The organism is Anaerostipes butyraticus (assembly GCF_016586355.1).
Classification (GTDB): domain Bacteria; phylum Bacillota; class Clostridia; order Lachnospirales; family Lachnospiraceae; genus Anaerostipes; species Anaerostipes butyraticus.
The window spans coordinates 73,055-98,051 of record NZ_BLYI01000003.1 but is presented as its reverse complement, the minus strand read 5'-3'; the positions used below and the strand labels follow the sequence as shown (position 1 = coordinate 98,051).

Annotated in this window: 25 protein-coding genes and 3 pseudogenes; 4 read left to right on the top strand and 24 right to left on the bottom strand. The window is 56.4% G+C overall.

Annotation, left to right across the window (positions count from 1 at the left end; genetic code table 11):
• Window positions 1–41: 41 nt before the first annotated feature.
• From JMF81_RS00795 to JMF81_RS00765, 7 genes and pseudogenes are all read right to left on the bottom strand, one after another.
• Window positions 42–248, bottom strand: coding sequence for a cysteine-rich KTR domain-containing protein (locus JMF81_RS00795; RefSeq protein ID WP_087282242.1), 207 nt, complete (start codon window positions 246–248; stop codon window positions 42–44).
• The gene (locus tag JMF81_RS00790) at window positions 238–450 is read right to left on the bottom strand and encodes a hypothetical protein (RefSeq protein ID WP_201309593.1); all 213 of its coding nucleotides are present in this window, start codon (window positions 448–450) and stop codon (window positions 238–240) included. Before JMF81_RS00790 ends, JMF81_RS00795 begins: the two co-directional genes overlap by 11 nt.
• Window positions 371–1,735: pseudogene (locus JMF81_RS00785) on the bottom strand (radical SAM protein). Before JMF81_RS00785 ends, JMF81_RS00790 begins: the two are co-directional and overlap by 80 nt.
• 46 nt (window positions 1,736–1,781) lie before the next feature.
• Window positions 1,782–2,558, bottom strand: coding sequence for an ABC transporter permease (locus tag JMF81_RS00780; protein WP_446681710.1), 777 nt, complete (start codon window positions 2,556–2,558; stop codon window positions 1,782–1,784).
• Window positions 2,559–2,578: 20 nt separating this feature from the next.
• A complete protein-coding gene (locus JMF81_RS00775) occupies window positions 2,579–3,370 on the bottom strand; it encodes an ABC transporter permease subunit (protein WP_087282236.1) in 792 nt (263 codons plus the stop codon).
• A 12-nt stretch (window positions 3,371–3,382) separates the two neighbouring features.
• Entirely contained in the window at window positions 3,383–4,270 is an 888-nt protein-coding gene (locus tag JMF81_RS00770; protein ID WP_087282234.1) for an ABC transporter ATP-binding protein, read from the bottom strand.
• Window positions 4,267–4,878: a TetR/AcrR family transcriptional regulator gene (locus tag JMF81_RS00765; protein ID WP_201309579.1), complete on the bottom strand. Its 612-nt coding sequence runs from the start codon at window positions 4,876–4,878 to the stop codon at window positions 4,267–4,269. Before JMF81_RS00765 ends, JMF81_RS00770 begins: the two co-directional genes overlap by 4 nt.
• Before the next feature lie 202 nt (window positions 4,879–5,080).
• On the opposite strand from JMF81_RS00765, the gene JMF81_RS00760 reads away from it, so the two are divergent.
• The 4 genes from JMF81_RS00760 (at window position 5,081) to JMF81_RS00745 (ending at window position 7,758) form a co-directional block, all read left to right on the top strand.
• Window positions 5,081–5,440 carry a helix-turn-helix transcriptional regulator gene (locus tag JMF81_RS00760; RefSeq protein ID WP_087282230.1) on the top strand — a complete coding sequence of 120 codons (360 nt, stop codon included), beginning with the start codon at window positions 5,081–5,083 and terminating at the stop codon, window positions 5,438–5,440.
• 252 nt (window positions 5,441–5,692) lie between these two features.
• A complete protein-coding gene (locus JMF81_RS00755) occupies window positions 5,693–6,022 on the top strand; it encodes a plasmid mobilization protein (protein ID WP_201309578.1) in 330 nt (109 codons plus the stop codon).
• Entirely contained in the window at window positions 5,983–7,332 is a 1,350-nt protein-coding gene (locus tag JMF81_RS00750) for a relaxase/mobilization nuclease domain-containing protein (protein ID WP_201309577.1), read from the top strand. The genes JMF81_RS00755 and JMF81_RS00750 overlap by 40 nt, the downstream gene beginning before the upstream one ends.
• 78 nt (window positions 7,333–7,410) lie before the next feature.
• On the top strand, window positions 7,411–7,758 hold the full coding sequence (locus JMF81_RS00745) for a DUF6050 family protein (protein ID WP_330611397.1): 348 nt from the start codon (window positions 7,411–7,413) through the stop codon (window positions 7,756–7,758).
• A gap of 567 nt (window positions 7,759–8,325) precedes the next feature.
• Here JMF81_RS00745 and JMF81_RS16610 read toward each other — a convergent pair.
• From JMF81_RS16610 to JMF81_RS00665, 17 genes and pseudogenes are all read right to left on the bottom strand, one after another.
• On the bottom strand, window positions 8,326–8,928 hold the full coding sequence (locus JMF81_RS16610) for a DUF3846 domain-containing protein (protein ID WP_330611400.1): 603 nt from the start codon (window positions 8,926–8,928) through the stop codon (window positions 8,326–8,328).
• A 35-nt stretch (window positions 8,929–8,963) separates the two neighbouring features.
• Window positions 8,964–10,193, bottom strand: a pseudogene (locus JMF81_RS16605) (antirestriction protein ArdA); the annotation flags it as partial.
• A 12-nt stretch (window positions 10,194–10,205) separates the two neighbouring features.
• The gene (locus tag JMF81_RS00735) at window positions 10,206–10,733 is read right to left on the bottom strand and encodes a hypothetical protein (protein ID WP_201309576.1); all 528 of its coding nucleotides are present in this window, start codon (window positions 10,731–10,733) and stop codon (window positions 10,206–10,208) included.
• A complete protein-coding gene (locus JMF81_RS00730; protein ID WP_201309575.1) occupies window positions 10,723–12,819 on the bottom strand; it encodes a type IA DNA topoisomerase in 2,097 nt (698 codons plus the stop codon). Before JMF81_RS00730 ends, JMF81_RS00735 begins: the two co-directional genes overlap by 11 nt.
• A complete protein-coding gene (locus JMF81_RS16975) occupies window positions 12,816–13,982 on the bottom strand; it encodes a CD1107 family mobile element protein (protein ID WP_201309574.1) in 1,167 nt (388 codons plus the stop codon). Before JMF81_RS16975 ends, JMF81_RS00730 begins: the two co-directional genes overlap by 4 nt.
• Window positions 13,972–14,253, bottom strand: coding sequence for a DUF4315 family protein (locus tag JMF81_RS00720; protein WP_201309573.1), 282 nt, complete (start codon window positions 14,251–14,253; stop codon window positions 13,972–13,974). The genes JMF81_RS16975 and JMF81_RS00720 overlap by 11 nt, the downstream gene beginning before the upstream one ends.
• Window positions 14,240–14,998, bottom strand: a complete 759-nt coding sequence (locus JMF81_RS00715) for a phosphoadenosine phosphosulfate reductase (protein ID WP_330611396.1) — start codon at window positions 14,996–14,998, stop codon at window positions 14,240–14,242. The genes JMF81_RS00720 and JMF81_RS00715 overlap by 14 nt, the downstream gene beginning before the upstream one ends.
• Complete coding sequence (locus JMF81_RS00710; RefSeq protein WP_201309572.1) at window positions 14,998–16,896, bottom strand: CD1108 family mobile element protein; 1,899 nt, start codon at window positions 16,894–16,896, stop codon at window positions 14,998–15,000. Before JMF81_RS00710 ends, JMF81_RS00715 begins: the two co-directional genes overlap by 1 nt.
• Window positions 16,897–17,913 carry a DNA cytosine methyltransferase gene (locus JMF81_RS00705; protein WP_201309571.1) on the bottom strand — a complete coding sequence of 339 codons (1,017 nt, stop codon included), beginning with the start codon at window positions 17,911–17,913 and terminating at the stop codon, window positions 16,897–16,899.
• Window positions 17,901–18,536 carry a hypothetical protein gene (locus JMF81_RS00700; RefSeq protein ID WP_201309570.1) on the bottom strand — a complete coding sequence of 212 codons (636 nt, stop codon included), beginning with the start codon at window positions 18,534–18,536 and terminating at the stop codon, window positions 17,901–17,903. Before JMF81_RS00700 ends, JMF81_RS00705 begins: the two co-directional genes overlap by 13 nt.
• Before the next feature lie 2 nt (window positions 18,537–18,538).
• Complete coding sequence (locus JMF81_RS00695) at window positions 18,539–20,980, bottom strand: VirB4-like conjugal transfer ATPase, CD1110 family (RefSeq protein WP_201309569.1); 2,442 nt, start codon at window positions 20,978–20,980, stop codon at window positions 18,539–18,541.
• Complete coding sequence (locus JMF81_RS00690) at window positions 20,910–21,332, bottom strand: PrgI family protein (RefSeq protein ID WP_119980773.1); 423 nt, start codon at window positions 21,330–21,332, stop codon at window positions 20,910–20,912. The genes JMF81_RS00695 and JMF81_RS00690 overlap by 71 nt, the downstream gene beginning before the upstream one ends.
• A 5-nt stretch (window positions 21,333–21,337) precedes the next feature.
• A complete protein-coding gene (locus JMF81_RS00685; protein WP_117750642.1) occupies window positions 21,338–21,895 on the bottom strand; it encodes an MT-A70 family methyltransferase in 558 nt (185 codons plus the stop codon).
• Window positions 21,896–21,907: 12 nt separating this feature from the next.
• Window positions 21,908–22,774 carry a VirB6/TrbL-like conjugal transfer protein, CD1112 family gene (locus JMF81_RS00680; protein WP_201309568.1) on the bottom strand — a complete coding sequence of 289 codons (867 nt, stop codon included), beginning with the start codon at window positions 22,772–22,774 and terminating at the stop codon, window positions 21,908–21,910.
• Window positions 22,775–22,840: 66 nt separating this feature from the next.
• Window positions 22,841–22,924: pseudogene (locus tag JMF81_RS00675) on the bottom strand (Maff2 family mobile element protein); the annotation flags it as partial.
• A 94-nt stretch (window positions 22,925–23,018) separates the two neighbouring features.
• Complete coding sequence (locus JMF81_RS00670) at window positions 23,019–24,683, bottom strand: recombinase family protein (protein ID WP_044478882.1); 1,665 nt, start codon at window positions 24,681–24,683, stop codon at window positions 23,019–23,021.
• 6 nt (window positions 24,684–24,689) lie between these two features.
• A complete protein-coding gene (locus tag JMF81_RS00665) occupies window positions 24,690–24,887 on the bottom strand; it encodes a hypothetical protein (RefSeq protein ID WP_070470237.1) in 198 nt (65 codons plus the stop codon).
• Between the last annotated feature and the right edge of the window lie 110 nt (window positions 24,888–24,997).

Genomic DNA, 24,997 nt, shown 5'->3' with positions numbered 1-24,997 from the left:
TATCAAAAATGCAGAGCCAATAACCGCTTTTTAGTTGCGCGTTATCGGCTCTGCGTCTGTGCGTCTGGCTCTGTGATAACTAAAATTTTCAGATTTTTCACATTGATTAACATTTCCTTTTTGCACTTAGGGCAAAATAAAGGGAAGTTTTTTAATTCTGTATCCGAGCGCATTTTGATGCGTGTTTTGCTACTGCAAAAAGGACATAATAACCACTCAAAATCCCCTATCGAGGCATTATGTATCATTTTTCTTATCGCCACCCCCAACAATAATGTTCAAACTGAATTTACTGTTCTCTGCCTGCCCAGATTTTTTTGCCACAGTAACAGAAGTTCCATTATTTGTTGTAATAGATAATGTTAATGTATCACAGCTCCCCGCCACTGCTCGTGCACACTCCATGATCGTGCCATAGCCTGTCTGCCGTATCCTTCCAGTTCTCAGCATAGGGCGTGGTCTTGTCGCACAGGTGGTTGGCGCTCTCTGGACTTTGATAGTCTGTGTTCACCGCTCCGGTGTCTGCTACTATCTTCCGCAGCTTTTCCGGATTTTCCAGCATGGGACATGGACAAAGCATATTTTCGTTGAAGGGTTGTCCATCGTGATATGCCATGAACAACGGACTGCGAAGGACATCCAACAAAGCGACATCATGGATATTAGTATTAGAGTAATGAATAAACACACATGGCTCTACATCACCCTTGGCATTGATATGTAGATAACTCCGCCCTCCGGCGATGCAGCCACCTACATATTACGCATCATTCTGGAAATCAATACTGAAAATAGCCTTTGTCTGCCGGAAAGCTCGGATGCGGTGATACATTTCCTCCCGCTGCTCCGGGGTTGGAAGCAGTTCCAGCGCAGCGTCATTACCTACTGGCATATAGTGAAAAAACCATACAAACAGTGCACCGCTGTCGATCATTAGGTCAAAGTATTTTTCACTGCTCACATCCTCCACATTCCGGTTAGTGTAACAGGTGGAAACGCCGAAGGGCAGCTTGTGAGCTTTCATCCGGGCCATAGCATCCTGCACTTTCTGATAGATTCCCTGACCTCGCCGGCTGTCATTAGCTTTCTCAAAGCCCTCCAGAGAAATGGCAGGAACGAAATTCTTAACCCGGAGCATCTCATGACAAAATTCCTCGTCAATGAGCGTACCATTGGTAAACGCCAGGAACTCACAGTCCGGGTGCATCTCGCACAGTTTAATAATGTCTTTTTTCCGCACCAGCGGTTCACCGCCTGTGTAGATGTACATATAGGTACCCAGCTCCTTGCCCTGACGGACAATGGAGTTGATATCTTCCAAACTGAGGTTTAATTTATTACCATACTCCGCTGCCCAGCAGCCAGTACAACATAGATTGCAAGCGGAAGTAGGGTCGAGAAGGATAGCCCAAGGAATATTACAGCCATACTTCTCCTTTGCTTCTTCCTGAATGGCGCCTCCCTTTAGGCTGGCGTTAAACAGGAAATTTTGGAAGAACGCTTTGCGGACGCCGGGGGCAAGTTCATACAGTCGCAGGATTAGCTGATACCAATTGCTTTTTTCTTCAATAGCTTCGCGGATAGCATTACGTTGGCTGGAATACCAATCCTCAGGCGTATATTTATCGACCAATTCCATCAGTTTAGGGATATTTTCCTCTGGATTGCCCTCTATGTACTTCAGGGCTTGACTGACCGCAAAATTCTGCATAGCCGCTTTTATAGAGTTACTCATATGGCGTTCCTTTCTCCTTATTATGGAATGCTTTTTTCCCTCAATCTTACATTTCTCTGCCTGCCCATTTCTTTCTTGCCACAGCAATCGAAATTGCAACAATGACAGCCGCTAACAACAAAAAAGCAATATTGATTCCTTCTCTAGCTACCGCATAAACATCAAAATATTTCAGCGGCGTCAAGTAATACAACGCCGGAATTTCCAGATATTCAGCCACGATATAAATACCATAGAATCCCAGCAACAACCCTGCTCCCAGACGAATCGCTCTTTTATAGTTTTGGTTAATGCCAGATATCAAAAGAGCCAGGGCAAACAGTATGACCTCCGTTAAGAACAAGCCGATTGTAGTCGTAACAGCAGCCCCCTTTTGCTCCAGTCCTCCCAAAGGCAGGATGGAGGTAAAATAGTTGCACAATCCACTAAATACTGCAAGTATAAACAAATTGCACACACAGGCTAAAGCCTTTGCTTCAACGATTTTTTTTCGGCTCACTGGCTTTGTAAACAGATATTCCGCCGTTCCCTGCGACTTCTCTTTTGCAACACTGGAAATGCCAAGATAGACTGCATAACTGTAAGTTAGGATAGCTACCCAGAAATAAATGCAGCCGTACCAACCTAAAGCAGAATCCAGTTTTTCACCTATCCCGAACATAATCATAAGAATTTTGGGAAAGGCATTCATCATTTCCGCCAGTTCTCCAAGAGTGTTCCGCATTGAGAGGAATTCAAAATAAGCAAAGCAGCAAAGGAGCAGAACAATTCCCATCCAGATTAGCAAAAACTTCCTTGATAGACGCAATTCTTTTTTTATCAATGCTTTCATTCTCCTACCTCCTATGCCACAAATTTAATATCCCGCTTCATCAATACTGCATGGGACAGGATCAAAAAAGCCGCCACCAGAAAAATATACCAAATCAAGTAATCCCATTCATAAAATCTCAGCTTGTGTATTTCTGAGGGGTTGAAAAAAGAAAATGGAGACAGAAATCCAATCATACGATTACTTACCGTTCTGGAAAAGGCTGTGATGCAATATTCCAGGAATACAATTAAGCCTGCCGTCAATAGAGGAGATCGATTGTTTGGCTTGCAGCTTCCTAATAACAGCCCCAATGCTCCAAAAAACAAGGTAACAAGGAAAAAGGAGATTGCCAACAGGAAAAACTCTCCTAACGAAAATCCGGGCTTGAACAGTAGCATCGTTACAAGTGATGCCACAAGATAAGCGCCTCCTACTACACACACGCCGCCAAGCAAGCATTGTGTCTTTCCCCGGTAGATCATTCGACGTCCACAAGGTTTTGTAAACAAATATTCTGACGTATTTTCTGTACACTCTTTAGTATGCAGGGATAAGCCGAAGTGCATCCCGAAAATCCCACCAGCAATCATAAAAAAGCCAGTAAGAAATGAATACATTCCCAGCGGTTTCATCAATAGATCAAGAGACACCCCAACAGTTTCAAAAAAACCGCCTTGCGCAAAATTCTCTGGCAGAGAATCCGTCATTCCTATCAGACCGTAATAAACTGGTGTCATAAAGAAAATACAAACCGCAAGAACAATGGCCCAAATCAAGATGCTTTTTTTACTGCGTTTCCATTCATATTGAAAGACAACCATATCCCTATCCTCCTACTCGTAATAATGGAGGAATATTTCTTCAAGTGAAGGTTCCTCAATGAAAATATCCTCCAGTTTCAACTGGTGAAGTTTGTCCATGATGGTCATGGTGTTCCCGCTGAACATAAAGGATGCAGAGGTACATTCCTGCCCCTGTTTCAGATTTGCCACTCCAGGAATAGAGAAGAAGCCCTTCATGATGGGTTCCTTTGTGGTCAGTGAAATTTTTTTATATCCATTTCCACGAAGCTCCTCCATAGATTGAACATCTATCAGCTTTCCTTCCCGTAAGATTGCAACACGGTCGCACAGCTTTTGTACCTCACTCAATACATGGGATGACAAAAAGACGGTCATGCCCCTTTTATTTTCTTCTCGCAAGATTTCATAGAACGTCTGCTGGATCAGCGGGTCAAGTCCGCTGGTAGGCTCGTCCATAATGAGCAGTTTGGGTGAGGGCAGCAGAGCCGATACAATACCGACTTTCTTCTTGTTACCCAGGGACAAATCCTGTATCTTTCGTGACAAGTCCAAATTCAGCCGTTCTGCCAGTTCCTCCATCCTGCTGTTGCAATCCATACCGTACAAATCCGCTGTATACTGGAGCATTTCTCTAACTTTCAGATCATTGTAATAGCAGTTCTCGCTGGGTAGATAGCCCACGTCTTTTGCTATCTCAGCCGCATACTGTCCACAATCCAATCCAAAAATGGAAGCACAACCTCCAGTGGGCTTTAACAGTCCCATCAGAGTGCGGATTGTAGTAGATTTTCCGGCTCCATTTGGTCCAATAAAGCCGAAAACCTCTCCCGAATTGACTGAGAAACTAATGTTTTCGATTCCACGGTGCTTTCCATAGCTTTTTGTCAGTCCCTCTAAAACAATCATGGGTTCACTCATAGCAGATATTCCTCCTTATAAAAATTGTACTTCAGCATATGCAGAATGCTTTCAAATTCCGACATGATGCTGTCATAGTCGATTCCGTTTTCAAACCGGGACACGATCCCATCTGCCAATAGCATCAGCATCTGAAAAACCAGCTTTGCGTCCTCTGGACGTTTGAATTTTACGCTATCTTGTTCATGCAGAACCAATACTTCTGTAAATCTCTTACCTTCTTCCATTGCGGAGGTCAAAATGTCTTTTAAATCTGGTGACTGCTCTGTTGCGGCACTGCCAATAAAAGCCGCAATGTAAGGATTCTCTTTTAAATTCTTTACCTTCATTACGCTGGCTGCCCACACCCGGTCAAAAAAGTCTGCGTTTGCATCTAAGGTGCTCAGATCGTATGCTTGCTTCATTTGTGATGAGCAGTAATAAAACAGGTACTCGTAGAGGGCCTGCTTCGTTCCAAAATACTGGAAGATAGAAGCCTTAGAAATGCCAGCCGCTACGGCAATATCGTTGATGGATGCCTTTTCATATCCATGCTTTGCAAAACAGGCCAGAGCTGCATTGCGGATCGTTGTTTGCTTTTCTTCTGTAAGTGCCAAAAACTTATCCATTGCTGGTATACTCTCCTTTCTAAATAACCGATTCGGTCATTCAAGGCAAGTATATCATAAATAACCGATTCGGTCAATAGGATATTTTACGATTATCGTGAAATGCTAAGCCAAAATATGAATTATTTTAGCTATCGATAAGAACTGTGTGGACATATCCAGAGAGAAAGGTGAACAGTAAAATGTAGTAGGGTGAATGAATATGGCAAAAAGACCAGTACCAAAATATAATTTTAAGCCCTTCGGGGACGCAATCAAAGCGGCAAGGAACGGACGCAAGGAGTCCAGGAACAAGGTGGGAGACGAAATGTATCTCTCGCCCCGTTATCTTGCCAATATTGAAAATAAGGGACAACATCCAAGCCTCCAGATTTTCTTTGAGCTTGTTTCCCGCTATCATATCTCGGTGGATCAGTTTCTCTTTGAAGATCACGCAGACGGCAAGACCACAGCCCGCCGGCAGCTTGATACCCTGCTTGATGGCCTGAGTGAGAAAGAAATCAAAATCATCACTGCCACCGTTCAGGCTATGTTGGATGCCAGAGCGGAGGATGAAGAATGATGTTCCCGGCACAATTGAATATGGATTAAATGACGCTATGAATGAATACCGTTTGTAGCGTTTTTCTTTGCCCGGAAGGTAGCAAAAGTGAAGGTTTCGGTATTACATAGGTACGGGAAAAGAAACGATAGCAAGCACAGCAAGTGTAGCCACACTTGCGAATTTTCGGTTTAGGGAACCCCTTGCCCCTAAACACAAAAATTGCTTGCTGGGATAGTCCCAGACCCTTATGAGGAAACGGAGGCATACACTATGGCAAACCGCAAACGGCCCATCGTCCTGCGCTGCCCGGTGACAGCAGAGGAACGGGCCCTGATAGAACAGAAGATGGCCCAGCTCCATACAAAGCGGATCGGCGCTTATCTCCGCAAGATGGCGATTGATGGGTACATCATCCAGGTGGACACCACCGACATCAAGGAGATGACCCGCGCCCTCTCTGCCATCGGCCGGAACATCAACCAGATCGCCAAGCGGTTGAACGCCGGCGGCCCGGCCTACCAGGCCGACATGGAGGAGATCCGGGAGAGGATGGACCAGATATGGCAGTTACAAAGACGCATCCTATTAAGTCAACGCTGAAAGCGGCCATTGACTATATCTGCAATCCCGACAAGACGGACGGTAAGCTGCTGGTGTCCTCCTTCGGCTGCTCCGCAGAGACCGCCGACATCGAATTTGCCTGGACCCGCCGCCATGCCATCGACAAGGGCACGAACCTGGGCCGGCACCTCATCCAGGCGTTTGAACCTGGGGAGGTCACGCCAGAGGAGGCCCACCGGATCGGTATGGAGCTGGCGCGGGAGGTCCTGGGCGGCAAATATGAATTTGTCCTCACCACCCACATAGACAAAGACCACGTTCATAACCACCTGATTTTCAATGCGGTCAGCTTTCAGGACCACAAGCACTATCACTCCAATAAGCGGAGCTATCACTTCATCCGCCGCACCAGTGACCGGATCTGCAAAGAACACGGCCTGTCTGTCATCGTCCCCGGCCGGGACAAGGGCAAGAGCTACATCGAGCATCAGGCGGAACAGAACGGCACCAGCTACAAGGCGAAGCTGCGCGCCGCCATCGACCGGCTCCTGCCCGGCTGCTCTGACCTGGAGGACCTGCTCCGCCGCCTCCAGCGGGAAGGGTACGAGCTGAAACGGGGCAAGTACATATCCGCCAGGGCTCCGGGCCAGGAGAGGTTCACCCGACTGAAAACCCTGGGCGCTGATTATGCCGACGAGGCACTGACCGCCCGGATCGCCGAAAGGCCCAGGCCCTCCCGCCAGCCGAAACAGCGCACCGGGAAGCCCAGCCTGCTCATTGACATCCAGAACAATCTCAAAGCCCAGCAGAGTGCCGGCTACAAACACTGGGCGACCATCGAGAATTTGAAGCGGGCCGCTGAAACGCTGAACTTCCTGACCGAACACGGGATCTCCAGCTATGAGGAGCTGTCCGAGCGTTGCGACGGGGCGGCGGCCGCTACCGCCAAGGTGAAGGCAGACCTCCGGGCAACGGAGAAGGAAATGGAGCGGCTGACCCTCACCATGAAGCACGCTGCCACCTACCGCCAGCTCCGTCCCCTGTATGACCAATACCGCCAGTCCAGGGACAAGGAGAAATTCCTGCGGGGGCATGAGGGGGAGATCATCCTGTTTGAGGCGGCGGCAAGAGAACTGAAACGCCTGGACGCCGTACCCCTGCCTGCCACCCAGCGTCTCCGGGCCGAGATGGACGAGCTCACCGCCAGAAGGACCGCCCTGCAATCGGAATATAGGAAGGTCCAGCGGGAGGAACGGGAGTACGACACCCTCCGCCAGAATGTGGAGGCCCTGCTGGAAAAGCCGCGGGAGGCCGAACCGCAGAGACAGCGAAATAACGAGCTGGAATAGCGGCAGTTGTATGCCTTTACCAGACTTTTCAAAAACCCCTGGGCGCGTTTCAATTTTCCCGGTATAATGGAGGCAGGAATGGAGGTGCCGCCAATGACGAGAACCGAGGCCATCAAGGAATTTTTCAAGAAGGCAGTTTTGCCCGTCGCCATCGCCGGGCTGCTGTACTGCATTTTCAAATCCGCCTGCATCAGGAATGGAGAGCTGGATCTTCTCTGGCTCTGGATACTCTGCGGCCTGCCCTTCGGCATCCATCGGATGTGCGTCTGGATCGTGCCGGGCGGCGGCTCCCTGGGCGGCGGTGCCGCGCTGTTCGTGCTGAACTTCATCATCGGCGGCCTCATCGGGGGCTTCGTCCTGGTATGGCGCCTGCTGGTGGCGGCGTGGTATGTGCCCCTCACCATCTACCGCCTGATCGTGGGATAACCGCACTATGGAAATGTGGAAAACGGCCGCTCCGCCGATGGAAAACAGACATTCACGGCCCGATGGAAAAGCCGCCGGCTTTCCCACAGCCCGCAAACATCGTTTCCCACAGCTCCGCAAGCGTGACCGTTTACTCACATTCCCACAGCGCCTGCTACGGCGAATATCCTTCCTATCCTGTCCGATCCTGATTGAAAGAAAAAGAGAGAACAAAAAAGAAGCGGGAGCGTCACCCTCGGCTCAAACCGAAGGCGGCACTCCCGCTCTGCTATGAAAAAGTGTTCAAAACCGGGGCTTTGCACCCCTCAAATCGGAGGGGCACGCCCACATGGGAAATCATAAAGGCTACTCCCGAAAAAGCCGCCACAGGCGATTTTCCGTCCTATTTTCAACCCTTATCTCTGCACTTTTTCGAGCGTGTGGACTGGTAATGAGGGCAGGAGATAAGAACTGCCCGGAAGCTCTGCTTGCAGGGATGGACACAGCCCTTGCAGACCTTGTTGTACTTGCGGCGGCCGTTCTCCCCCAGGAAGAAAGCCCATTCCAGCCGCCACTTCTTGCTCCGGCTCATAGGTCGTGCTCCGGGGGCTTCTTCTGGTGGGCCTTGTCCGGGGGCTTGCGCTCGCTGCACTCCTTTTTCGCCTCCGCCAGTCGTTCCCGGATGGAGGGCTTCTTCTCCGGCGTGGTCCTGCGCACCTCACCCTGGGCCTTCTCCAGCTCCTCACCCCTGCGGCCGTTGTTCAGCACCCCGTCAATCATCCCGTAGTCATCCTCCAGGGTCATCTCTGCGGTGCGGAGCGGGTTCTCCGGCTCCACCGGCAGGGCGACGATCTGCCCGTTCAGACTGATGAACTGCTCCGGCTGCTTGAAGTGTTCCGTGTATTTCTGCACCTGCTCCGGGGTCAGGGAGGTGAAACTGTCCTCACTCAACCCCACCACCAGGAAGGTGCCGGCCATAATATCGTAAATCTCCCCATGCTCATCCCGCAGGCCCCGGTTCAGCTCCAAACCGATGAGCTTGCCCTCATCGTTACAGACCAGCCCCACCGGGTCGGAGAAGGGATAAGTGGCGGCAATATCGCCGCCCACTTCTGCCTGTAACGAATGGAGGCCGGGGGCGATCTCCTTCACATAGGGCTCCTTCATCGGTTCCACCACCAGGACGGTCATCTTCTCCGGGGCGGCGTGCTCTTGGGTCTCCTCGTTTCGGATGGCGAAGGAGCGGGAACCATTGCCCATGATGAGATACTTCCCATCGTCAGACTGATGGTGGAAGCCGTACCCGGCCGCCTCCATCTGCTCCCGGCTCATATCTGTCACATAAAAGGTGCCCCTGGGGGTCCGTACCGTTTCGCCGGTCTCCCGGTCATCCGGGGAGGGCGCCGGGGCCTGCCCGGACAGCTCCGCCTCATACTCCCGGCCCGCCTGCTCTGCAAAGGCCAGCATCTCGTCCACATGGGACTTGTCCGGGTTCTGGATGGCCTCCCGGATCGCCACAGGGTCTACATCGAGAAATTCCTCATACCCGGTGGCGTCTTTGAACTTCTCGATCTCGGAAGGCAGGTAGTCCTCCTGGGTCTGCCCCAGGGCGGCCAGCTTCTCATCCAGGGCGGAAATGCGGCCGGCCATCAGGTTTTCGTAGATCTCCTCCTTGGCCGCGTGCTCCTCCGGGTGCTCGGCGGCTCGGCGGCGTACTGCGGGTCGTGCTGGCGGAAGAACTCGTCCATATCGTAGGCGATGTCCATCGCCCATTCGGATTTTTCCTCCTCGGTCAGCTCCTCCGCGTCCTGGAAGGTCATCACCCGGTATTCCTCCGGGATGCTGCCATGCTCCCCATCGTAATACTCATGGAAGCTGCTCCCGGTGTCCCGCACATACCCCAGGTCGGTGAACTCGCCGCCCTCCTCCAGGGCGACGTCCCGGCCGTAGGCCTCATAGTCGATGTAGTTCCGCAGATGCTCCGGCACCTGCATGGCGTCCAGCTCCTCGATGTAATACCGGCCCAGGTCGTCGTGGTCGTGGATGTCGGGGTAAATATCATAGCAGTCCAGGTTCTCGGTCAGGTTGATGATCTCCTGCAAACTGCCCGAGTGGTCGCCGATCTCCATCGCCGCTTGGAACTGTTCGTACTCACCCTGGCTCATCTCGTCCAGCTTGGAAGCCAGGTAGTTGAGCTCGTCCAGGCTCTCATACTCGCCCAGCTTGTCATAGAGGCCGTCCACATAGCAGTCATAGTCAGTGATGAACCACTCCTCGTAGGGCTGGCCGAAGTCATCCTTCTGCCCAATGCCGATCCGTTCAAACACCTTCTGCATCTCCTCTGGCGTGGTGGGGAACTTCACCCATTCGCCCACCAGGTCGCCCTCGTTGTACTTGCCCAGGTTGGTGATGAAGGCGGCAAAGGGATAATCCTTGTCATATTCATAATGGGGCATATACGCACCTCCTTACAGCTCCGGCTCAGACTTCCCCTTGCGGGGCGCCTGGGCCTTATTTTTGTTCCTGCACTCCTGTTTGCTCTGTTCCAGCCGCTCCCTGATGGAGGGCTTGCGGTCCGCCTGCTTCGCCTGGGGGCGGTCGTGCTGCCATGGGTCATCCGTGGGGAACAGATACCCCCGGCTGGTGAAACATCCCCGGTTCTCCTCCAGGGCGCGCCGGCCGAAGGGGGCGGGGTCAATGGCGGCCCGGAGGTCGTCCGTCAGGCCGATGGTCAGTTTCTCCTCCAGGTACTCCCAGCCCAGGTCCTCCAGGGTCCGAACATGGGGCTCCAGCACGAAGCAGTCCACATTTTTCTCAAATTCCAGGAACTGCTCCGCCGTGGTCAGCCGATAGGGGGACTCCTGGACAGCAGCCAGAAGGTCCCGGTCCTCCTGGGATAGGGCGGCAACGGCTTTCGCTACCGCCGCCAGCTCCTCCCGGCTCATGTTCTGTTCAGCGCCGCCCAGGGAAATATCCGGGATTGCTTTATCTGCCATTCACGCCCTCCTTCCGTTTGGGGAACTCCAATTTGAAGCGGACATACTTCCCGCCAGTATCATCCAGCACCACCACCGCGTCATAGGTGGAACCCTTCTTTTCAGACCACATCCCCTTGACGGAGGTGCGGCCCTTCTTCAAAAGGTCGGCGGCCATCTTCTTTGTTAGCTCCTTTTTGCGGGAGGTCCAGAAACGGTCATCCTTCCAAAGGACAAAGCGGCAGGAGCGGTCGGAGCAGTAAAAATTCTTTTTGCCCTCATAGACTGGCTTGCCGCAGCGGGGACAGAGGCCCATGGTCTCGCGCTCCGGGGCAAACAGCTTTTGCCCCTCCTCGGAGATGTGGGAATAGGTTTTCACCAACTCCCGCGCCATGTCAGAGATCCCCGCCATGAACGCGGCGGGATCGCCCTCACCCCTGGCGATGGCGGTCAGCTTCTGCTCCCACTCCGCCGTGAGCATGGGAGAGGTCAAAGTATCCGGCAGGATGGTGACCAGGTTGATCCCCGCCTTGGTAGGGATGAGACTTTTCCCTTTGCGCTCCACAAACCCGGCCGCCACCAGCTTCTCCAGGATCGCCGCCCTGGTGGCCGGGGTGCCCAGGCCCTTGCGCTCGGCGTCCTCCGGCATCTCCTCTTTCCCGGCAGTCTCCATCGCCGCCAGGAGGGTGTCCTCCGTGTACGCCTTGGGCGGGGCGGTGAAGTGTTCGGTGACAGCGGCCTCCACCTGGTCAAAAAGTTGACCCTCGGTGAAGTCCGGCAGAGCGGCGGGTTCCGCCTCGCCCTCCGGCTGCTCCTTCAGGGAAGCGCGGAAAATGTGGTCGATCTCACGCCAGCCCTCGGAGAGGATGCGCCGCCCCTTGGCGGTGAAGGTCTGCCCGCCGCAGGTAAAGGTCGCCGTCACCGCCTCGTACACATAGGGCTCCGCAACCGCGCACAGCAGCTCCCGGCACACCAGCAGAAGGATATTGCGCTCACCCACGGGCAGTTCGGACAGGTCGACCTTCTCCAGCTCCAGGGTAGGGATGATGGCGTGGTGGTCGGACACCTTCTTGTCATTTACCAGCAAGGACACATCCGGGAAGAACTCCCCGCACCCGTCAAAGGGCGGTACCTTGGCCGCCAGGTGGAGGACCACCGAAGCGGTCTCCGCCATGTCGGCGGTCAAAAACCGGCTGTCCGTCCGGGGATAGGTCAGCAGCTTTTTCTCATAGAGGGATTGTGCGTAGTCCAGCGTCTGTTTCGCCGTGTAGCCGAAGATGCGGTTGGTCTCCCGCTGGAGGGTGGTCAGGTCGTAGAGCCTGGGCGGTGCCTCTTTCTTCTGTTCACGGGTGACGGAAGCGCAGACTGCCTCCGCGCCGGCACAGGCCGCCCTCAGGGCCTCCGCCTCCTCCGGGGCGGCGATCTTCTCCGACACCGCCTCGGCCCCGCCCAGGGTCAGGCGCACATGATGGTATTTCTCTTTGCGGAACATTGTGATTTTGCTGTCCCGGTCCACCAGCATGGCAAGGGTGGGGGTCTGCACCCGCCCCACATTCAGGGTGCGGTGGTAGAGGACAGAAAAAAGTCTTGTGGCGTTGATCCCAATGAGCCAGTCTGCTTTCTGGCGGCAGAGGGCGGACTGGTACAGCGGGTCATACTCCGCGCCGGGGCGCAGGTCCTGGAAGCCCTCCCGGATCGCCGCGTCCTCCATGGAAGAGATCCACAGACGGGAGAAGGGCTTCTGGCATCCCGCCATCTCATAGACCAGCCGGAAGATGAGCTCGCCCTCCCGCCCGGCGTCGCAGGCGTTGACCAGCTCGGTGACGTCCTCTCGCTCCATGAGGTGCTTCAAGTTCTGGAAGGCGTCCTCCTTGCCCTTCGCCAGCACATAGCGGAAGGGCTCCGGCAGGATGGGAAGGTCATCATACTTCCATTTCTTATAACCAAGGTCGTACCCGGCTGCGTCCATCGGGGACACCAAATGCCCCACGCACCAGGAAACGATGAGCCCATTTCCTTCAAAACAGCCATCGGCCCTGGATGTGACACCCAGGGCCGACGCGACGGCTTTTGCAACACTCGGTTTCTCACAGATCACCAGCTTCATTTCGTATCCTCCGTTTCTTCCTCCGGTTCCGGTTCGTCCTCGTTGATATACTCCTCCTCATCCGCAAAATCATAGTCGTCCGGGTCTGCGCTGACCTTGGACGCCTGCTTGGGACGGATAAACTTGATATAGGCGAAGGCTCCGCCGCCGCCCAGCACCACCAGCGCCAGGACCAGCGCCAGGGCGCCCATGCCCCCGGACTTCTCCGCCTCCGGCTCCGGTTCGGGTTCCGGCTCCGGCTCCGCGCCGGCGCACTCGGCCATATTCACCGCGCACACCTCGCAGGAGGTGTTCACCGCCCCGGCCTGGCATTTCTCCGTACAGGTGCAGACCGCCGGCGCCTCCTGGGCCTCGCCATCCTCCATCAGTGCCAGGAGGTCCGCCTCGTCCACCTGGTTCAGGAAGTGGACGGTCTGCGCCCCCTCGTCATCCCGGTCGATGATGAGATAGAACACGTTGCCGCCCTTTGTCTCCACCGTGATGAACTGCTTGCCGGAGGATGTCCCGCCCAGGTCGTCAATGAGGGACAGGTTCCCATCCGGGGTCAGGGCTGCCCCTCCGCCCCCGGAGAGGCCGGAGGCGAACAGCTCCAGCAGGGCGGAGAGGTCCGTCCCGTCCAGGGAGAGGGAGAAGCTGCCCGTGTCCGTGATGGTCAGGTAATCGGAATGGACATAGCCCTCACGCTCCGGCAGAAGCACTTTGACCCATTCGCCCTCGGTGCCGATGACCTCCACCTGCGCCCCGTTGGGAAGCTGGGTAAATGCGTCGTTTTCCAGTCCCGCGCCGGTGCGGACATTCAGGTTTCCCCCGCAGGTGGTCACAGTCCCGATCTGCTGGGTCTCCAATCCCTCCGCGTCAGGGGTGAACTGGATACCCTCCTCGGTGACCGTGACAGTCCCCAGACCGCCCAGCAGCTCGGCAAGCTGGTCCAGGGCATCACCGTCGGCCTGCGTATCATTGTTGCCAGCAGTATCTTCATCATCGGTCACAGTGACCTCCGGGGACTCGGCATCCCACGTGGGAGCGGTCTCTGTCCCGGCCGTTTCCGTGTAGTAGGGTTCGCCATCCCCGCCGCCGGCGAAGGCGGGGACAGCAAAGGCCGTGGCACAGAGCGCCACGGCCAGAGCCGCCGTAAACAGGCGGATGATCTTCTTATTCCTCATACTCGTTATCCTCCATATCTTCGTCGCCGGGGTCCGCCGCGGCCTCCGCCTCCATCATGCCATCCGGCAGGGTGATGAGGCCGCTGGCGTAGGCCTTCAGGAAGGCCGTCAACTCCCGGTTGTCCATCTTCACCGCCTTGACCATGCGGACGATCTCCAGGTTCTCCTCCTCGGTGAGCTGGGCCTCCAGGGCGCGGAGGCGCTTCTGCTGCTCGGAGATTTTCTCCCTGGTCTTTTCAATGTCGCGGCGGATCTTCTCAACAGTTGCCATGTTCGCAAAACTCCTTTCCAAATCGTTCTTTCCATGAATAGTTGCGGCCCAGGCCCTGGACCGTTTTCAAATTGGGGCGGGCGTTGTCCTCCAGGGCAATGGCCCTTCGGAACAGGTCCGTGTGGTGGTCCCGCAGGTGGATGATCTCCTCCGCCCTCATGCTGGGGCAGAAGAAGCAGGAGGATTTGCCCGGCTGGAGCAGGCCCGCATCCTCAATGGCCTGCTGACAGGCCGCCCGGTCCCATCCCCATTCCATCAGGGGATACCACTTGCTGTACTTGGGGTCGGCCAGATCCCCCAGCAACACCTTGTCGCTGCGGTAGCCTTCGCCGGCGTCGTAGCCGATGAACTTGACCACCCGTTTGCCCGCCGCCCATACCTTTTGACACGGCGGATAATGGTTGCAGAACTTTTCCTGCGGTCCGATCTTGTGTTTCAGGGAACACCGCTTGAAGCCATAGGCCATAGAAGGCAGGGTGCCGCTCTGCAAACACTCCTGTTCCAAGGTCAGCCGCTTTCCGTCACGCGTGGTCTTATACACTCTGGTGATGGGCGGCATCCCGTGGTCCTTCAGCCAGCGGTCCATAATGTCCAGGTAGGCATAGGTGTGGGGATGCTCCGCCCCGGTATCCGCAAAGAGGATCAGGTCTACCGGGATACGGTGCTGGTGCAGACCGACTAAAAGGGCGGTGCTGTTGACACCGCCCCCATAGGAAACCATATTGATGTGTGTTTCACCTCCCATCAGTTGTACGGCGGCCGGCCGTAGGCATAAAAGTGAGACTGCCAGTAGCTGGTGTTCAAATTGGTGTAGGAAATCGGATCTCCACAGTGCAACATCATATTGTCGCCCACATAAATACCCACATGGGAGATACCGCTGGTGTCATAGGTGCCCACAAAGAACACCAGGTCGCCCGGCTGGGGGTCGGAGACCGGCGTGGAGATGTTATAGAGCCCCTGGGCGCCCAGCCGCCCGGTGTTGCACAGGCCGGTATTGGTCAGCACATAGCTGACGAAGCCGGAACAGTCAAAGGAGGTCTCCGGGCTGCTCCCGCCCCAGACATAAGGGTATCCCAGGTATTTCTCCGCCTCGGTGATGAGGGTGGCGAACCGCTCATCCGTCAGGTACTCGGCGGGGATGTCCCAGGCCGTGGGCGGGTTCTCAATGTACTTGCCCACATACCCGGAGGACGGGAACAGGTCCGGCCGGTTGCCCAGGGTGGACATATACACGGCATACATGGAGAGCTGGTCCTCGCCCATGATGTAGACCGGCACATGGGAGAGGTCGAAATTCTCCAGCGTGACGGTGCAGATGTACCAGGTGTAGGGAACCTCCACCTCGTACTCGTTGCCCTCGCTGTCTGTCCGGGTTTCCGTCCGATACCTTGTTTCGGTGGTCACAGTTTCGGTGAGGATGTACTGCTTGTCAAAGAGCATTTCCAGATCCCCTTGCACCTCGTCCAGGGTGAACACCCCTTCGTGGAGCGCCGACAGGATGGACAGCAGCACATAAGGGTCATGCTCGATCTCATCCAGGTCAAAGTGGTACTCGTCATAGTCATGGGTGGCCTCGTAGGTGTTCAGATATTCTTGCAGCTCCGCCTCCATCTCGCAGTAGGCGGCCTCGGCCCCGGTCAGATCCGCGTCCTCGGAGAGATAGGAGGACGCCACCAGGCCGGAAGTCCCGCCCCCGAACATGGAAGTGCAGGACTGCATCAGCCCCATGATGAGCATGAGGATCAAGCCGATCCCTCCCACAATGAGAAGGGTGTGTTTGTTCTTCGTCACAAGGCCGCCCAGCTTCTGGGCGATGGTCCCGCCGCCTTTCTTCGCTGCGGAAGCGGCGGTCTGGGACGCCTTTCCCGCAGCCTGGGCCGCGCCGGTCCCTGCCCGGTGGGCAGCGGCGTACTGTTTTTGCAGCCGTTTCTTCTGCCATAGGCGGGAGATGGGATTGCTGGACGCAAGCTGGGGATTTTCCAGAACGGACTTCCGCCAGTAGAAATCGGCATTGGCTTTCACCGCTGCCTGCTCCGCCTGCTTCACATCCCGCCAGGGTTTCAGTTTCCGGTCCGCACACGCCTGATGGAAACGCCGATTGCCATAGCCCACGGTCTTCTCAATCTGCCGTTCTCCCAGGTGGCCGGCCTGAACACCGGAGTTATCGCCCTCCACCTTGCTCACTTCGCCGTGGAGGGTGGACCGTATTTCCTGCACCGGCCTGGACAATGGGTTGCCATGCTCCTTGCTGGGAGGCTTGATGGGGACAGCAGCTTTCGCCGTGTCCAGCCGATCCGCCGCCTTGTCCGACTTGCGGATGGCCTTTTTCAGTTCCGGTGCCGCCTGGTCTGTCTCGGAAAACTGCAAACGGGAGGAAGGGCGGTCCCTGGCCGCCTCACCCTCCCGGAAGGTGTCGCGCCGCTTGCGCCGCGCTTTTTTCGCCTGGCGCCGTTCCACATGGCCCTCCACCTCGTCCACCGCCCGGCTCAATGTCCCCGCCGTTTCATCAGCAGAGGAATAGTCCTGTTCCTGGGGGCGGTCCGAAATGTGGGTGGCCTCGCCGGTCACCAGGTTCACCGAAATGGCCCCGTCACGGGTCATCTTCTGGGCCTCCTTCTCGGAGGCTTTCCATTCCTGCATTTATCCGTCACCTCCTCCATAGGGGCAGATGCTGGCGCACGCCCCGGTCTCAATCGCCGCGATATAGTGAAAAATGGGATAGGCCTGGGGCGGGCAGACTGCGTTGCCCAGGGTTTTCAGGCGCAGGGCCCGGTCCTTCGTGTCATCAGTTATGCGGGGGACATCTGCGGGTTCCTCTCGCCAGAGGATACGGCCGTCCATCCTTTCGGGAAGCCCATGAGCCATTCCACCCAATCCGGGTTCAGTGCCGCCTTCTCCGACAGGGGCTGCTCCTGGTGGATCACCTGGGCCGACAGGTTGCTGGACGGGGACTTGCCCTGGAAGGCCGTGGGTTTCAGGGTGGAGCGGTAGCCCTCCGACGCCGCCGGCGTCAGGTAGAACACCGCCGCCGAAAGGCTCAGGCTCCAGATCGTCCCGTCCCTGTTCCGCTTGCGGAAGATCCCATTGTCCGACAGGTACACATCCAGGTTTGCCGCGTCCCTGCAGGTGGATTTGTCGGAGGCAAGGGGCGTGGGAAACATCAGCCGCGACGATAAAAGTTCGCTGGCGCTCATGCCACGCGCCGACGCCGCAAGCCGGAAATACGAATGGGAGAACAGCGTATCCCGCTTTTGCCAGGTCAAAAATCGTTTTGTCGAGCCCCATATTGATGAAGCCAGCAACATTTTCCCCAAGCACCCAACGGGGCCGCAGCTCGGTAATAACTCTGCACATTTCCGGCCACAGGTAGCGTTCATCCGCAAAGCCCTTCCGCTTTCCCGCGGTGGAGAAGGGCTGGCAGGGGAAGCCGCCGGAGATGATGGTGACTGTTTCAAGTCCTGTTTTCTCAAAAAACGCCTCCTTCGTGAATGTGGTGATGTCCCGGAACTTCGGCACGTCCGGCCAGTGCCGCTCCAGGACGGAATAGGGGTAGTCCGCCCATTCACACTGGCAGACGGTCTCGAACCCGGCCGCCTCCGCCGCCAGGTCCAGACCGCCGATGCCGGAGAACAGGCTCACATGGGTCAGTCGCTCCATACCTCGTCCCCTTCAAGGTCTCCCTCGTCCTGGGGCTCCTCCACATCCTCCAGGCGGACCAGGTTATGGCGGCGGATGATGGACTCCTCCAGGACGTCCTGGGCGGCATTGCTGTCCTCCGGGAGGCCCAGGCTGCGGAAGAGCTTTTTCAGCACCTTTTCATAGCCGCCGGCCTTTTTCTTCAGCCGGAGGAAGTCCTTCTCCGTTTCCGCCTCGGACAGGCGGCGGGCCAGCGAATAGTAGAGGACGATCAGGTGGTGGATGTCGCCCACCAGCATACGGAAGCCATAGCCGGGGATGATGTACTCATCCTTATACTTCTTGGGCTTCGGCTCCTCCACGGGCACCGGGGTGGCCTCCGCCAGCTCCTTTGCCATAAGGTCCTTCAGGTCTTTGGGGTCGCCGAATACCAGGTAGCGGCCGGGGATGCCCCAGCCCTGGAATTTCTCCTCGGCGATCTCGCCGTAGCGCTTCGCCGCGCCCAGCACATGGAACACGTCCTCCTCGTCCTTGATCCGGCCCGCCAGGAAGGCGAGCTGGTGGAGAAGGCCGTACAGGTGGACCTCATCGTTGATGTGGGAGAGATAGGTCTTGCCGTCGATAATGTAAATCTTGTTTTTCATAGTCATTCCTCCGTTTCCGCCGCGTGCTCCACCTCGCTGGGCTTGGTGGTGAGCAGCTTGTAAAGTTCCGTGTCCTTCGGGAAATCGTCCGCAAAGGGCAGGATAACATTGTTGAAGAACAGCAGCCCGTGGCCCGGCTCGGAGTTGGTCACATAGGCAAGCTGCTCCGCCGAAATGCCCAGCCGCTCCGCCAAAATCTTGCGGTCGCCGGCGGCCTGGTTGAGCATATAGATGAAGTCGCTGTTTTCCAGGATGTTCTCGATCTCCGGGGAGGAGAGTAAGTCCTTGGGGTTCTGGGTCGCCCCGGTGGGCACCCCGCCCCATTTTCTAAACCGTTTCCAGATCTCCGCCGAATAGGCCGCCGTCTGCTCCTCCTTCAGCAGAAGATGGAACTCGTCCACGAAATACCAGGTGGAGCGCCCGATGGCTCGGTTGATGGTGACGGTATTCCACACCGCGTCCTGGACGATGAGCATTCCCGGCTTTTTCAGGTTTTTCCCCAGGCCCTTGATGTCAAAGCAGACAAGGCGGTTGCGGATGTCCACCGTGGTGCGGTGGTTGAAGAAGTTGAGGGAGCCGTTCACATACAGGTCCAATGCCTGGGCCACACGGTCGGCCTCCGGGATGCCCTGCGCCAGCAGCGCCTCCTTCAGGTCGCCCAGGATGGGCATATTCTCCGGCCTGGGGTCGGCGAAGTAGGGCTGGTAGATCTTCTGCACCGCCCGGTCGATGACGGTTTTCTCGATGGCTTCCAGCCCGGTCTTGCTCCCCATGATGAGCTCACAGAAGGAAAGCACGAAGTCACTTTTCAGCGCCAGGGGGTTCTCCTCGTCGGAGTAGTTGAGGTTGATGTCCAGGGGGTTCACATAGTCGGTGCTGGACGGGGACAGCCGGATCACCTGCCCGCCCAGCCGGCGCACCAGGGGCGAATACTCGTCCTCCGGGTCGCAGATGATGACATTATCTTTTGTGGTCAGGATGATGAAAGTGATCTCCCGCTTGCAGCTCATGGACTTGCCGCTGCCCGGCGTGCCGAACACCAGCCCGTTGGGGCTTCTGGACTGTTTACGGTCCAGAAGGATCATGTTGTTACTCAAAGCGTTGAGGCCGTAGTACATGGCGTCCCCGCCCATAAACAGCTCCTGGGTGACGAAGGGGACGAACACCGCCAGCGCCGAAGTGGTGAGGCTCCGCTCGATTTTGATACGGTTGAGCCCCAGGGGAAGGCTGCTCATCAGTCCGTCCTCCTGCTGGAAGTCCAGCCGGGTGAGGAGGCAGTTGTAGGTCTGCGCCACGCTGGCCGCCTGGGACACGGCAATCTCCAGCTTCTGCTTGGTCTCCGCCATGTGCATGACCAGGAAGGTCAGATTGAACATTCGCTCATTCCTGCTTTGCAGGTCCTGGAGGATGGTCTTTGCCGCGCCGCCGTAGGTGGCAAGGTCGCTGGGGAGGATGTCCATGTCGTAGCCGCTGCGTACCGCCCGCTTCTGCTCCGCGATCTTCATGGCGTCCAAATCCGTGATCTTGCGCTTGACCATCTTGATGGCCTCGTTCTGGTTGATGCCCCGGATGTGCATAGTTACCAGGATGTTGCCCTCGGTCTCCATAAACTCCGCCAAAATGCGGTCGTGGATCTCCGGGGCGGTGATCTGCAAAAAGCTCACCGCCCCGTACATCTCGCCAATGCGGAAGGTGCGGGTCTCCCCGAAGTGGAAGGAGGACGGGGCGATGAAGTCCTTGACCGACAGCCCGCTGGGCGCCAGCCAGTCCCAGTCAAAGGCGAACTTCCCGCCCTCCGGACGGCGGCCGTCTGCCGGGTGGAGGATACCGTGAAGCAGCTCCAGCCGCTCTTTCCCGTCCAGCACATGGGCGGCGGCGCCCATGACCTTGAAGCGGTTGAGAGTGTCGGTCTCGATACGGGCGAACCGCGCCCGCGCCGCCGGAAGGTTCTCCGCCTCGATGGTCAGGGTCACATACTTGGTTTTCACATAGCCGTTGCTGCCCCGCTCATACTGGAAGCGGAGTATCCCGGCCGCATCCTCCCGGACAGGGTCCAGGTCGTCACCCTGGGGACGGATGCCGAACAGGTCCTCCTCCGGCCCATGCTCCACATACCGGCTGCTGAGCGACAGCTGCACCCCGATGGTGGGGTCGTAGCCGTTGTAGAAATCGCAGAGGTGTTCAAATATATCCCGCTGGCCCTCCGGCGAAGCCAGGCGGTAGTTGACATCCTCGAAGGCGATGGTCTTGGAGAAGGTCCCGCCCTCCAGCCGGCACAGGCCGTCCGGGAACATATTGCGGAAGGGGATGCTTTCCTGCACTGTATGGGCTTTCCCGTCCCCCTTGGCCTGGCGGACCACCGCCTCGATCTGCTTACGCTCGGCGCGGGTCAGCTTGCGCCTTGCCCCTGCCGGTTTTGCGGGTCTTGCCGTTTTTGCCTGCAATCGCTCTCACCTCCTGTTCCAATTCGTACTGCCGCACCAGGGCGGAGTACAGGTTGTTGGTCTGGTAGATCCGCGTCTTTGGGCGGATAAATTTGTTTTCAATGAGATGTCCCAGGAACACCTCCAGGGGCTGCCCGTTCTTCTCGTACATGGCGAACAGGAAGAAGGGAAGCATCACCAGGATCATGCACAGGGCCGCCGTGGTGGTGCCCAGCGCCCCTTTGGTCAAAAAGAAAAGCGGCACGCCGATCAGCGCCGCCGCTCCGAAACATATCACCTGCCGTTTGGTCAGCCCGAACAGGACCTTGCTCTGTACCTTGCTCAGGTCCTTCGGGATCGTTACATAGGCCAATAAAATCAGCTCCTTTCCGCAAGCTGGATGTCGCTTGCTACTTCATTTCCCCATACATCCCAGCCGGGGGGCGCCTGCCGGGCGAACAGCTCGATCCGGGGGACGTCCCCCATCAGGGCCTCAATCCGGCGCCGCGCCTCATCCGGCTTTTTGCTGTGCTCCTCAACATGGGAGAGGATGACCTGCTTGACGTCCCTGGCCGCCCGTTTCGGGTGCCCGCGGGTCGCCAGCAGGCAAATCTCCGCATTGGCGCGGGTCCAGTATCCCATCCCGGTGAAGATGTTATCCGATTTGCGGCACTGCTTCACCCACACGAAGGCCACCGTCTTGAAGGTGAAGCCCCAGGCGTCCATAACGCTCCAGCCCTCCCGGAGCATGGGGAAGGTGATCCAGAGGAACAGGGCGCAGTCCCTGGCCGCAAGCCGGGACACGGGCAGCGCCTTGATGGCCTCTATGCTCATGGTGGGATAATGGCTTTCCGCGCTCCGGCCCGCGCCCTTTTTGCTCCATACCTTGTAGGACCAGGGCGGGTCCGCGTAGATGACATTGTATTTCTTCTCCATACCGGCCCCTCCCTAATGCGCCCCGAATAGGGACTTTGCGAGGCTACCGGTCTTAAAGAGGGTGAAGCACAGGAGCACCGTGTACCCCATGCACCCCCAGATGGCGCCGGAAATGTTGTCGCCGCTCAGGGAGATGCCCTCCACCAGCACCGCGTAGATGCCCACGCAGATCATAATGAGGAACGCCTGGAAGCCCAGGGCCAGCAGGGAGCGGAGATAGTTCTGCCCCGTGTTGCCCCATTCCCGGTTCACCATCGTGGCAAAGGGGATGGGACCTATCGAGGTCACCAAATACACCTCGATCATCCTGCCATAGATCACCAGGAAGATGCAGATGGAGAGGATCTGCGTACACAGGCCCACAAAGATGCTCTGGAACCACAGCCCCAGCAGGGCGCCGATACTCCAGTCCGCGAGCTGGGTCTCCAGGTCGGCGGTCACGCCGGATATGTCGATGCCCGCGTCCGAAATGATGACGCCGGCGCTCTGGCTTACCACGTTCTGCGCCACATCGAACACAGCCATGACGATGTTCCAGGTGTTGGTGACGATGAGCACCGCGCAGAAGGTCTTGAAGATCCACTTGAAAAAGATCCAGGTGTCGAAGTCGTGAAGGTTGTTCTTTTCTACGATGAGCTGGATGAGCTCATAGCACATGACAAAGGTGAGGACAATGCCGGCGATGGGGACGATCACGGTCTCCGAGAGGTTGCGGACCATGTTGAAAATGCCGCTGCTCCACGCAGAGGGCGTCATGCCCACCTCCCCGGCGATCTCTCCCACCTTGGTATTCAGGGTATCAAACATCCCGGTCAGGTTAGATATGATACCGTCAATGAGCAGTTCCTGGAACCACTCCTGTATCGCGTCAAAGATCAACGGGGATCACCTCCTTTGCGGGAGGCCCCGTGTACCGGGACCTCCCGCGGGTGTTATGGGGAGCCATCAGCCCAGCAGGCCGGACAGCAGCGGGATCAGGGTCACGCCGATGAGGGCGACACCCCCGCCGGCCATGAGCTGTGTTATCCCCAATTAGTAGGAACAATACAGCTTTCTGGCGGGCGGCGGCACGTCAAGAAATATATATGGAGTTTTTAAAGAACCTCCCCGGAGCGGGGAGCGGTCAGCCTGTGACCTGCTCCACTTCCGGTATGGGTTTGAGATTAAAATGAATTTCGATAGAAATGTGTCTTGTCTTATCGCTGCCTATGGTTTCATGGACAACGATTTCTTTAATCAGGCGGTTTAAGGTGGAAGCGTCCAGTTCGGTGATGTCCCGGTATTCCTGTATGGATTCCACCCACTGCCTTGCGTCCACGGCAAGCCGGATTTCATCGGCAAGGTGCTTCCTGCCTTTCTCGACTTTTGCCTTTAATTCCGCCTGTTCCTTCTGCGTCTTTTCCAGCAGGAGATTGAAGTTTGCGTCTGTGATTCGTCCGGCAACCATGTCCTCATAGAGCCGCAGCACCATCTTTTCCAACACTTCAATCCGTTCCTCGTCTTTGGCAAGGGTGCGCTCCATCGCTTCCCTCTGGCCTTTCTGCTCGGCTTCGCAGGTGTCGGTCAGCCGCCCGGCCACCGCTTCACTGTCGGTCAGGGCAGCGGCGGCGCACTCCCGGATTTTATTCAGCACAAGGGCATAGAGCGTGTCATAATCAATCCGGTGCTGGGTGCAGTGCTGTTTCCCAAAGGCATTGTAAGTCTTGCAGGAATAAATCCTCTGGGGGTGCTTGGCATTGGTGTAGCGGACAGTCAGGGACTTTCCGCACTCACCACATTTGAGAAGTCCGGCAAACAGGCTCGGCTCCCCGGACTGCCCCGGCCGCTGGCGGGATTTCAGCTTCTCCTGCACGATGGCAAAACTCTTTTTGTCCACCAGCGGCTCATGCGTCCCTTCCACCACAATCCAGTCCTCCGGCTTCTTGTCCCGGATAGTGCCGATTTTAAAGCGGTACTCGGTCTTTTGGGAAGCGATTGCGCCGGTGTAGACGGGGTTCATCAGGATTTCCTTAATCACTGTAAAATCCCAGATGTACCGCCCATTCTCCGGGTCTTTCTTCTCCCATTTGGTGCGGATGTTCCTGTGCCCACGCTGCCGGTTCCACCATGTGGGGCAGGGGTGCTTTTCTTCCTCCAGCCTGCGCCGGATGTAGTTGGGGCCGTGCCCGTCCAGCGCATACCCGAAAATCAGCCGGACAACCGGGGCGGTTTCCTCGTCTACCAGCAGGCGGTTCCTGTCCTCCGGGTCTTTTTTGTAGCCGAAGGGGGCAAGGCAGCCGGTGAACTGGCCTTTCTGGGCTTTCAGCACATAGGAAGAATGGACTTTCTTGGAAATATCCTTGCTGTACATCTCATTCAGGATATTTTTGAAGGGCGCAATGTCGTTGTTGTCCCGCATGGTGTCGATACCGTCATTCATGGCGATATAGCGCACGCCGTTCCTTGGGAAGAAGTCCTCGATAAGCTGCCCGGTCTGCAAGTAGTTCCGCCCTAACCTTGATAAATCTTTCGTAATGACAAGGTTTATCTGCTTCCGCTCAATGGCCTTCAACATCCGTTTCAGGTCGGGGCGTTCCATGTTCAGGCCGGTGAAGCCGTCGTCCTGATAGACTGCCGCAACCTCCCATCCCTGCTTTTCACAGAACTTTTCCAGCATATCCCGCTGGTTTGCGATGCTGGCACTCTCGCCCTGAAGGTCATCGTCTTTCGAGAGCCTGCAATAGATAGCTGCCCGGAATCCCCCGGCAAGCGCCGTGCCAATCACGTCATAATCTAATCCGTTCATCATAACCGTTTACCCACACAATCCAGACGGAACACGGTCACTTTGAACCTCGTCTTTATTATATCTCATTTCTTGCGTTTTAGCAAGATATTCTTTATCTGTTTTTCTGGTGTGTTTCTGTGCGATAAGGCTCACGAAAACGTCCGTAGCGTCCAGTTCGCCGTCAAATACTGTGGTGACATGAATCTCTGTTTTATTTTTCGCCATAGGCAGTTGTCCTCCATACATGAAATAAGCCAGACAGGGGATAGCGGCAACGAAGTCCGGCAACGGGCTTCAAAAAACCTTGGAGCTAATCCTTGTCTGGCAGTTGGGTT

Excerpts from the sequence above, each read along its gene's own strand:
- JMF81_RS00795 (WP_087282242.1), bottom strand. The coding sequence starts at position 248 with ATGATACATAATGCCTCGATAGGGGATTTTGAGTGGTTATTATGTCCT.
- JMF81_RS00790 (WP_201309593.1), bottom strand. The coding sequence starts at position 450 with ATGCTGAGAACTGGAAGGATACGGCAGACAGGCTATGGCACGATCATG.
- JMF81_RS00775 (WP_087282236.1), bottom strand. The coding sequence starts at position 3,370 with ATGGTTGTCTTTCAATATGAATGGAAACGCAGTAAAAAAAGCATCTTG.
- JMF81_RS00770 (WP_087282234.1), bottom strand. The coding sequence starts at position 4,270 with ATGAGTGAACCCATGATTGTTTTAGAGGGACTGACAAAAAGCTATGGA.
- JMF81_RS00765 (WP_201309579.1), bottom strand. The coding sequence starts at position 4,878 with ATGGATAAGTTTTTGGCACTTACAGAAGAAAAGCAAACAACGATCCGC.
- JMF81_RS00760 (WP_087282230.1), top strand. The coding sequence starts at position 5,081 with ATGGCAAAAAGACCAGTACCAAAATATAATTTTAAGCCCTTCGGGGAC.
- JMF81_RS00755 (WP_201309578.1), top strand. The coding sequence starts at position 5,693 with ATGGCAAACCGCAAACGGCCCATCGTCCTGCGCTGCCCGGTGACAGCA.
- JMF81_RS00750 (WP_201309577.1), top strand. The coding sequence starts at position 5,983 with ATGGCAGTTACAAAGACGCATCCTATTAAGTCAACGCTGAAAGCGGCC.
- JMF81_RS00745 (WP_330611397.1), top strand. The coding sequence starts at position 7,411 with ATGGAGGTGCCGCCAATGACGAGAACCGAGGCCATCAAGGAATTTTTC.
- JMF81_RS16610 (WP_330611400.1), bottom strand. The coding sequence starts at position 8,928 with ATGACCGTCCTGGTGGTGGAACCGATGAAGGAGCCCTATGTGAAGGAG.
- JMF81_RS00735 (WP_201309576.1), bottom strand. The coding sequence starts at position 10,733 with ATGGCAGATAAAGCAATCCCGGATATTTCCCTGGGCGGCGCTGAACAG.
- JMF81_RS00730 (WP_201309575.1), bottom strand. The coding sequence starts at position 12,819 with ATGAAGCTGGTGATCTGTGAGAAACCGAGTGTTGCAAAAGCCGTCGCG.
- JMF81_RS16975 (WP_201309574.1), bottom strand. The coding sequence starts at position 13,982 with ATGAGGAATAAGAAGATCATCCGCCTGTTTACGGCGGCTCTGGCCGTG.
- JMF81_RS00720 (WP_201309573.1), bottom strand. The coding sequence starts at position 14,253 with ATGGCAACTGTTGAGAAGATCCGCCGCGACATTGAAAAGACCAGGGAG.
- JMF81_RS00715 (WP_330611396.1), bottom strand. The coding sequence starts at position 14,998 with ATGGGAGGTGAAACACACATCAATATGGTTTCCTATGGGGGCGGTGTC.
- JMF81_RS00710 (WP_201309572.1), bottom strand. The coding sequence starts at position 16,896 with ATGCAGGAATGGAAAGCCTCCGAGAAGGAGGCCCAGAAGATGACCCGT.
- JMF81_RS00705 (WP_201309571.1), bottom strand. The coding sequence starts at position 17,913 with ATGGAGCGACTGACCCATGTGAGCCTGTTCTCCGGCATCGGCGGTCTG.
- JMF81_RS00700 (WP_201309570.1), bottom strand. The coding sequence starts at position 18,536 with ATGAAAAACAAGATTTACATTATCGACGGCAAGACCTATCTCTCCCAC.
- JMF81_RS00685 (WP_117750642.1), bottom strand. The coding sequence starts at position 21,895 with ATGGAGAAGAAATACAATGTCATCTACGCGGACCCGCCCTGGTCCTAC.
- JMF81_RS00670 (WP_044478882.1), bottom strand. The coding sequence starts at position 24,683 with ATGATGAACGGATTAGATTATGACGTGATTGGCACGGCGCTTGCCGGG.
- JMF81_RS00665 (WP_070470237.1), bottom strand. The coding sequence starts at position 24,887 with ATGGCGAAAAATAAAACAGAGATTCATGTCACCACAGTATTTGACGGC.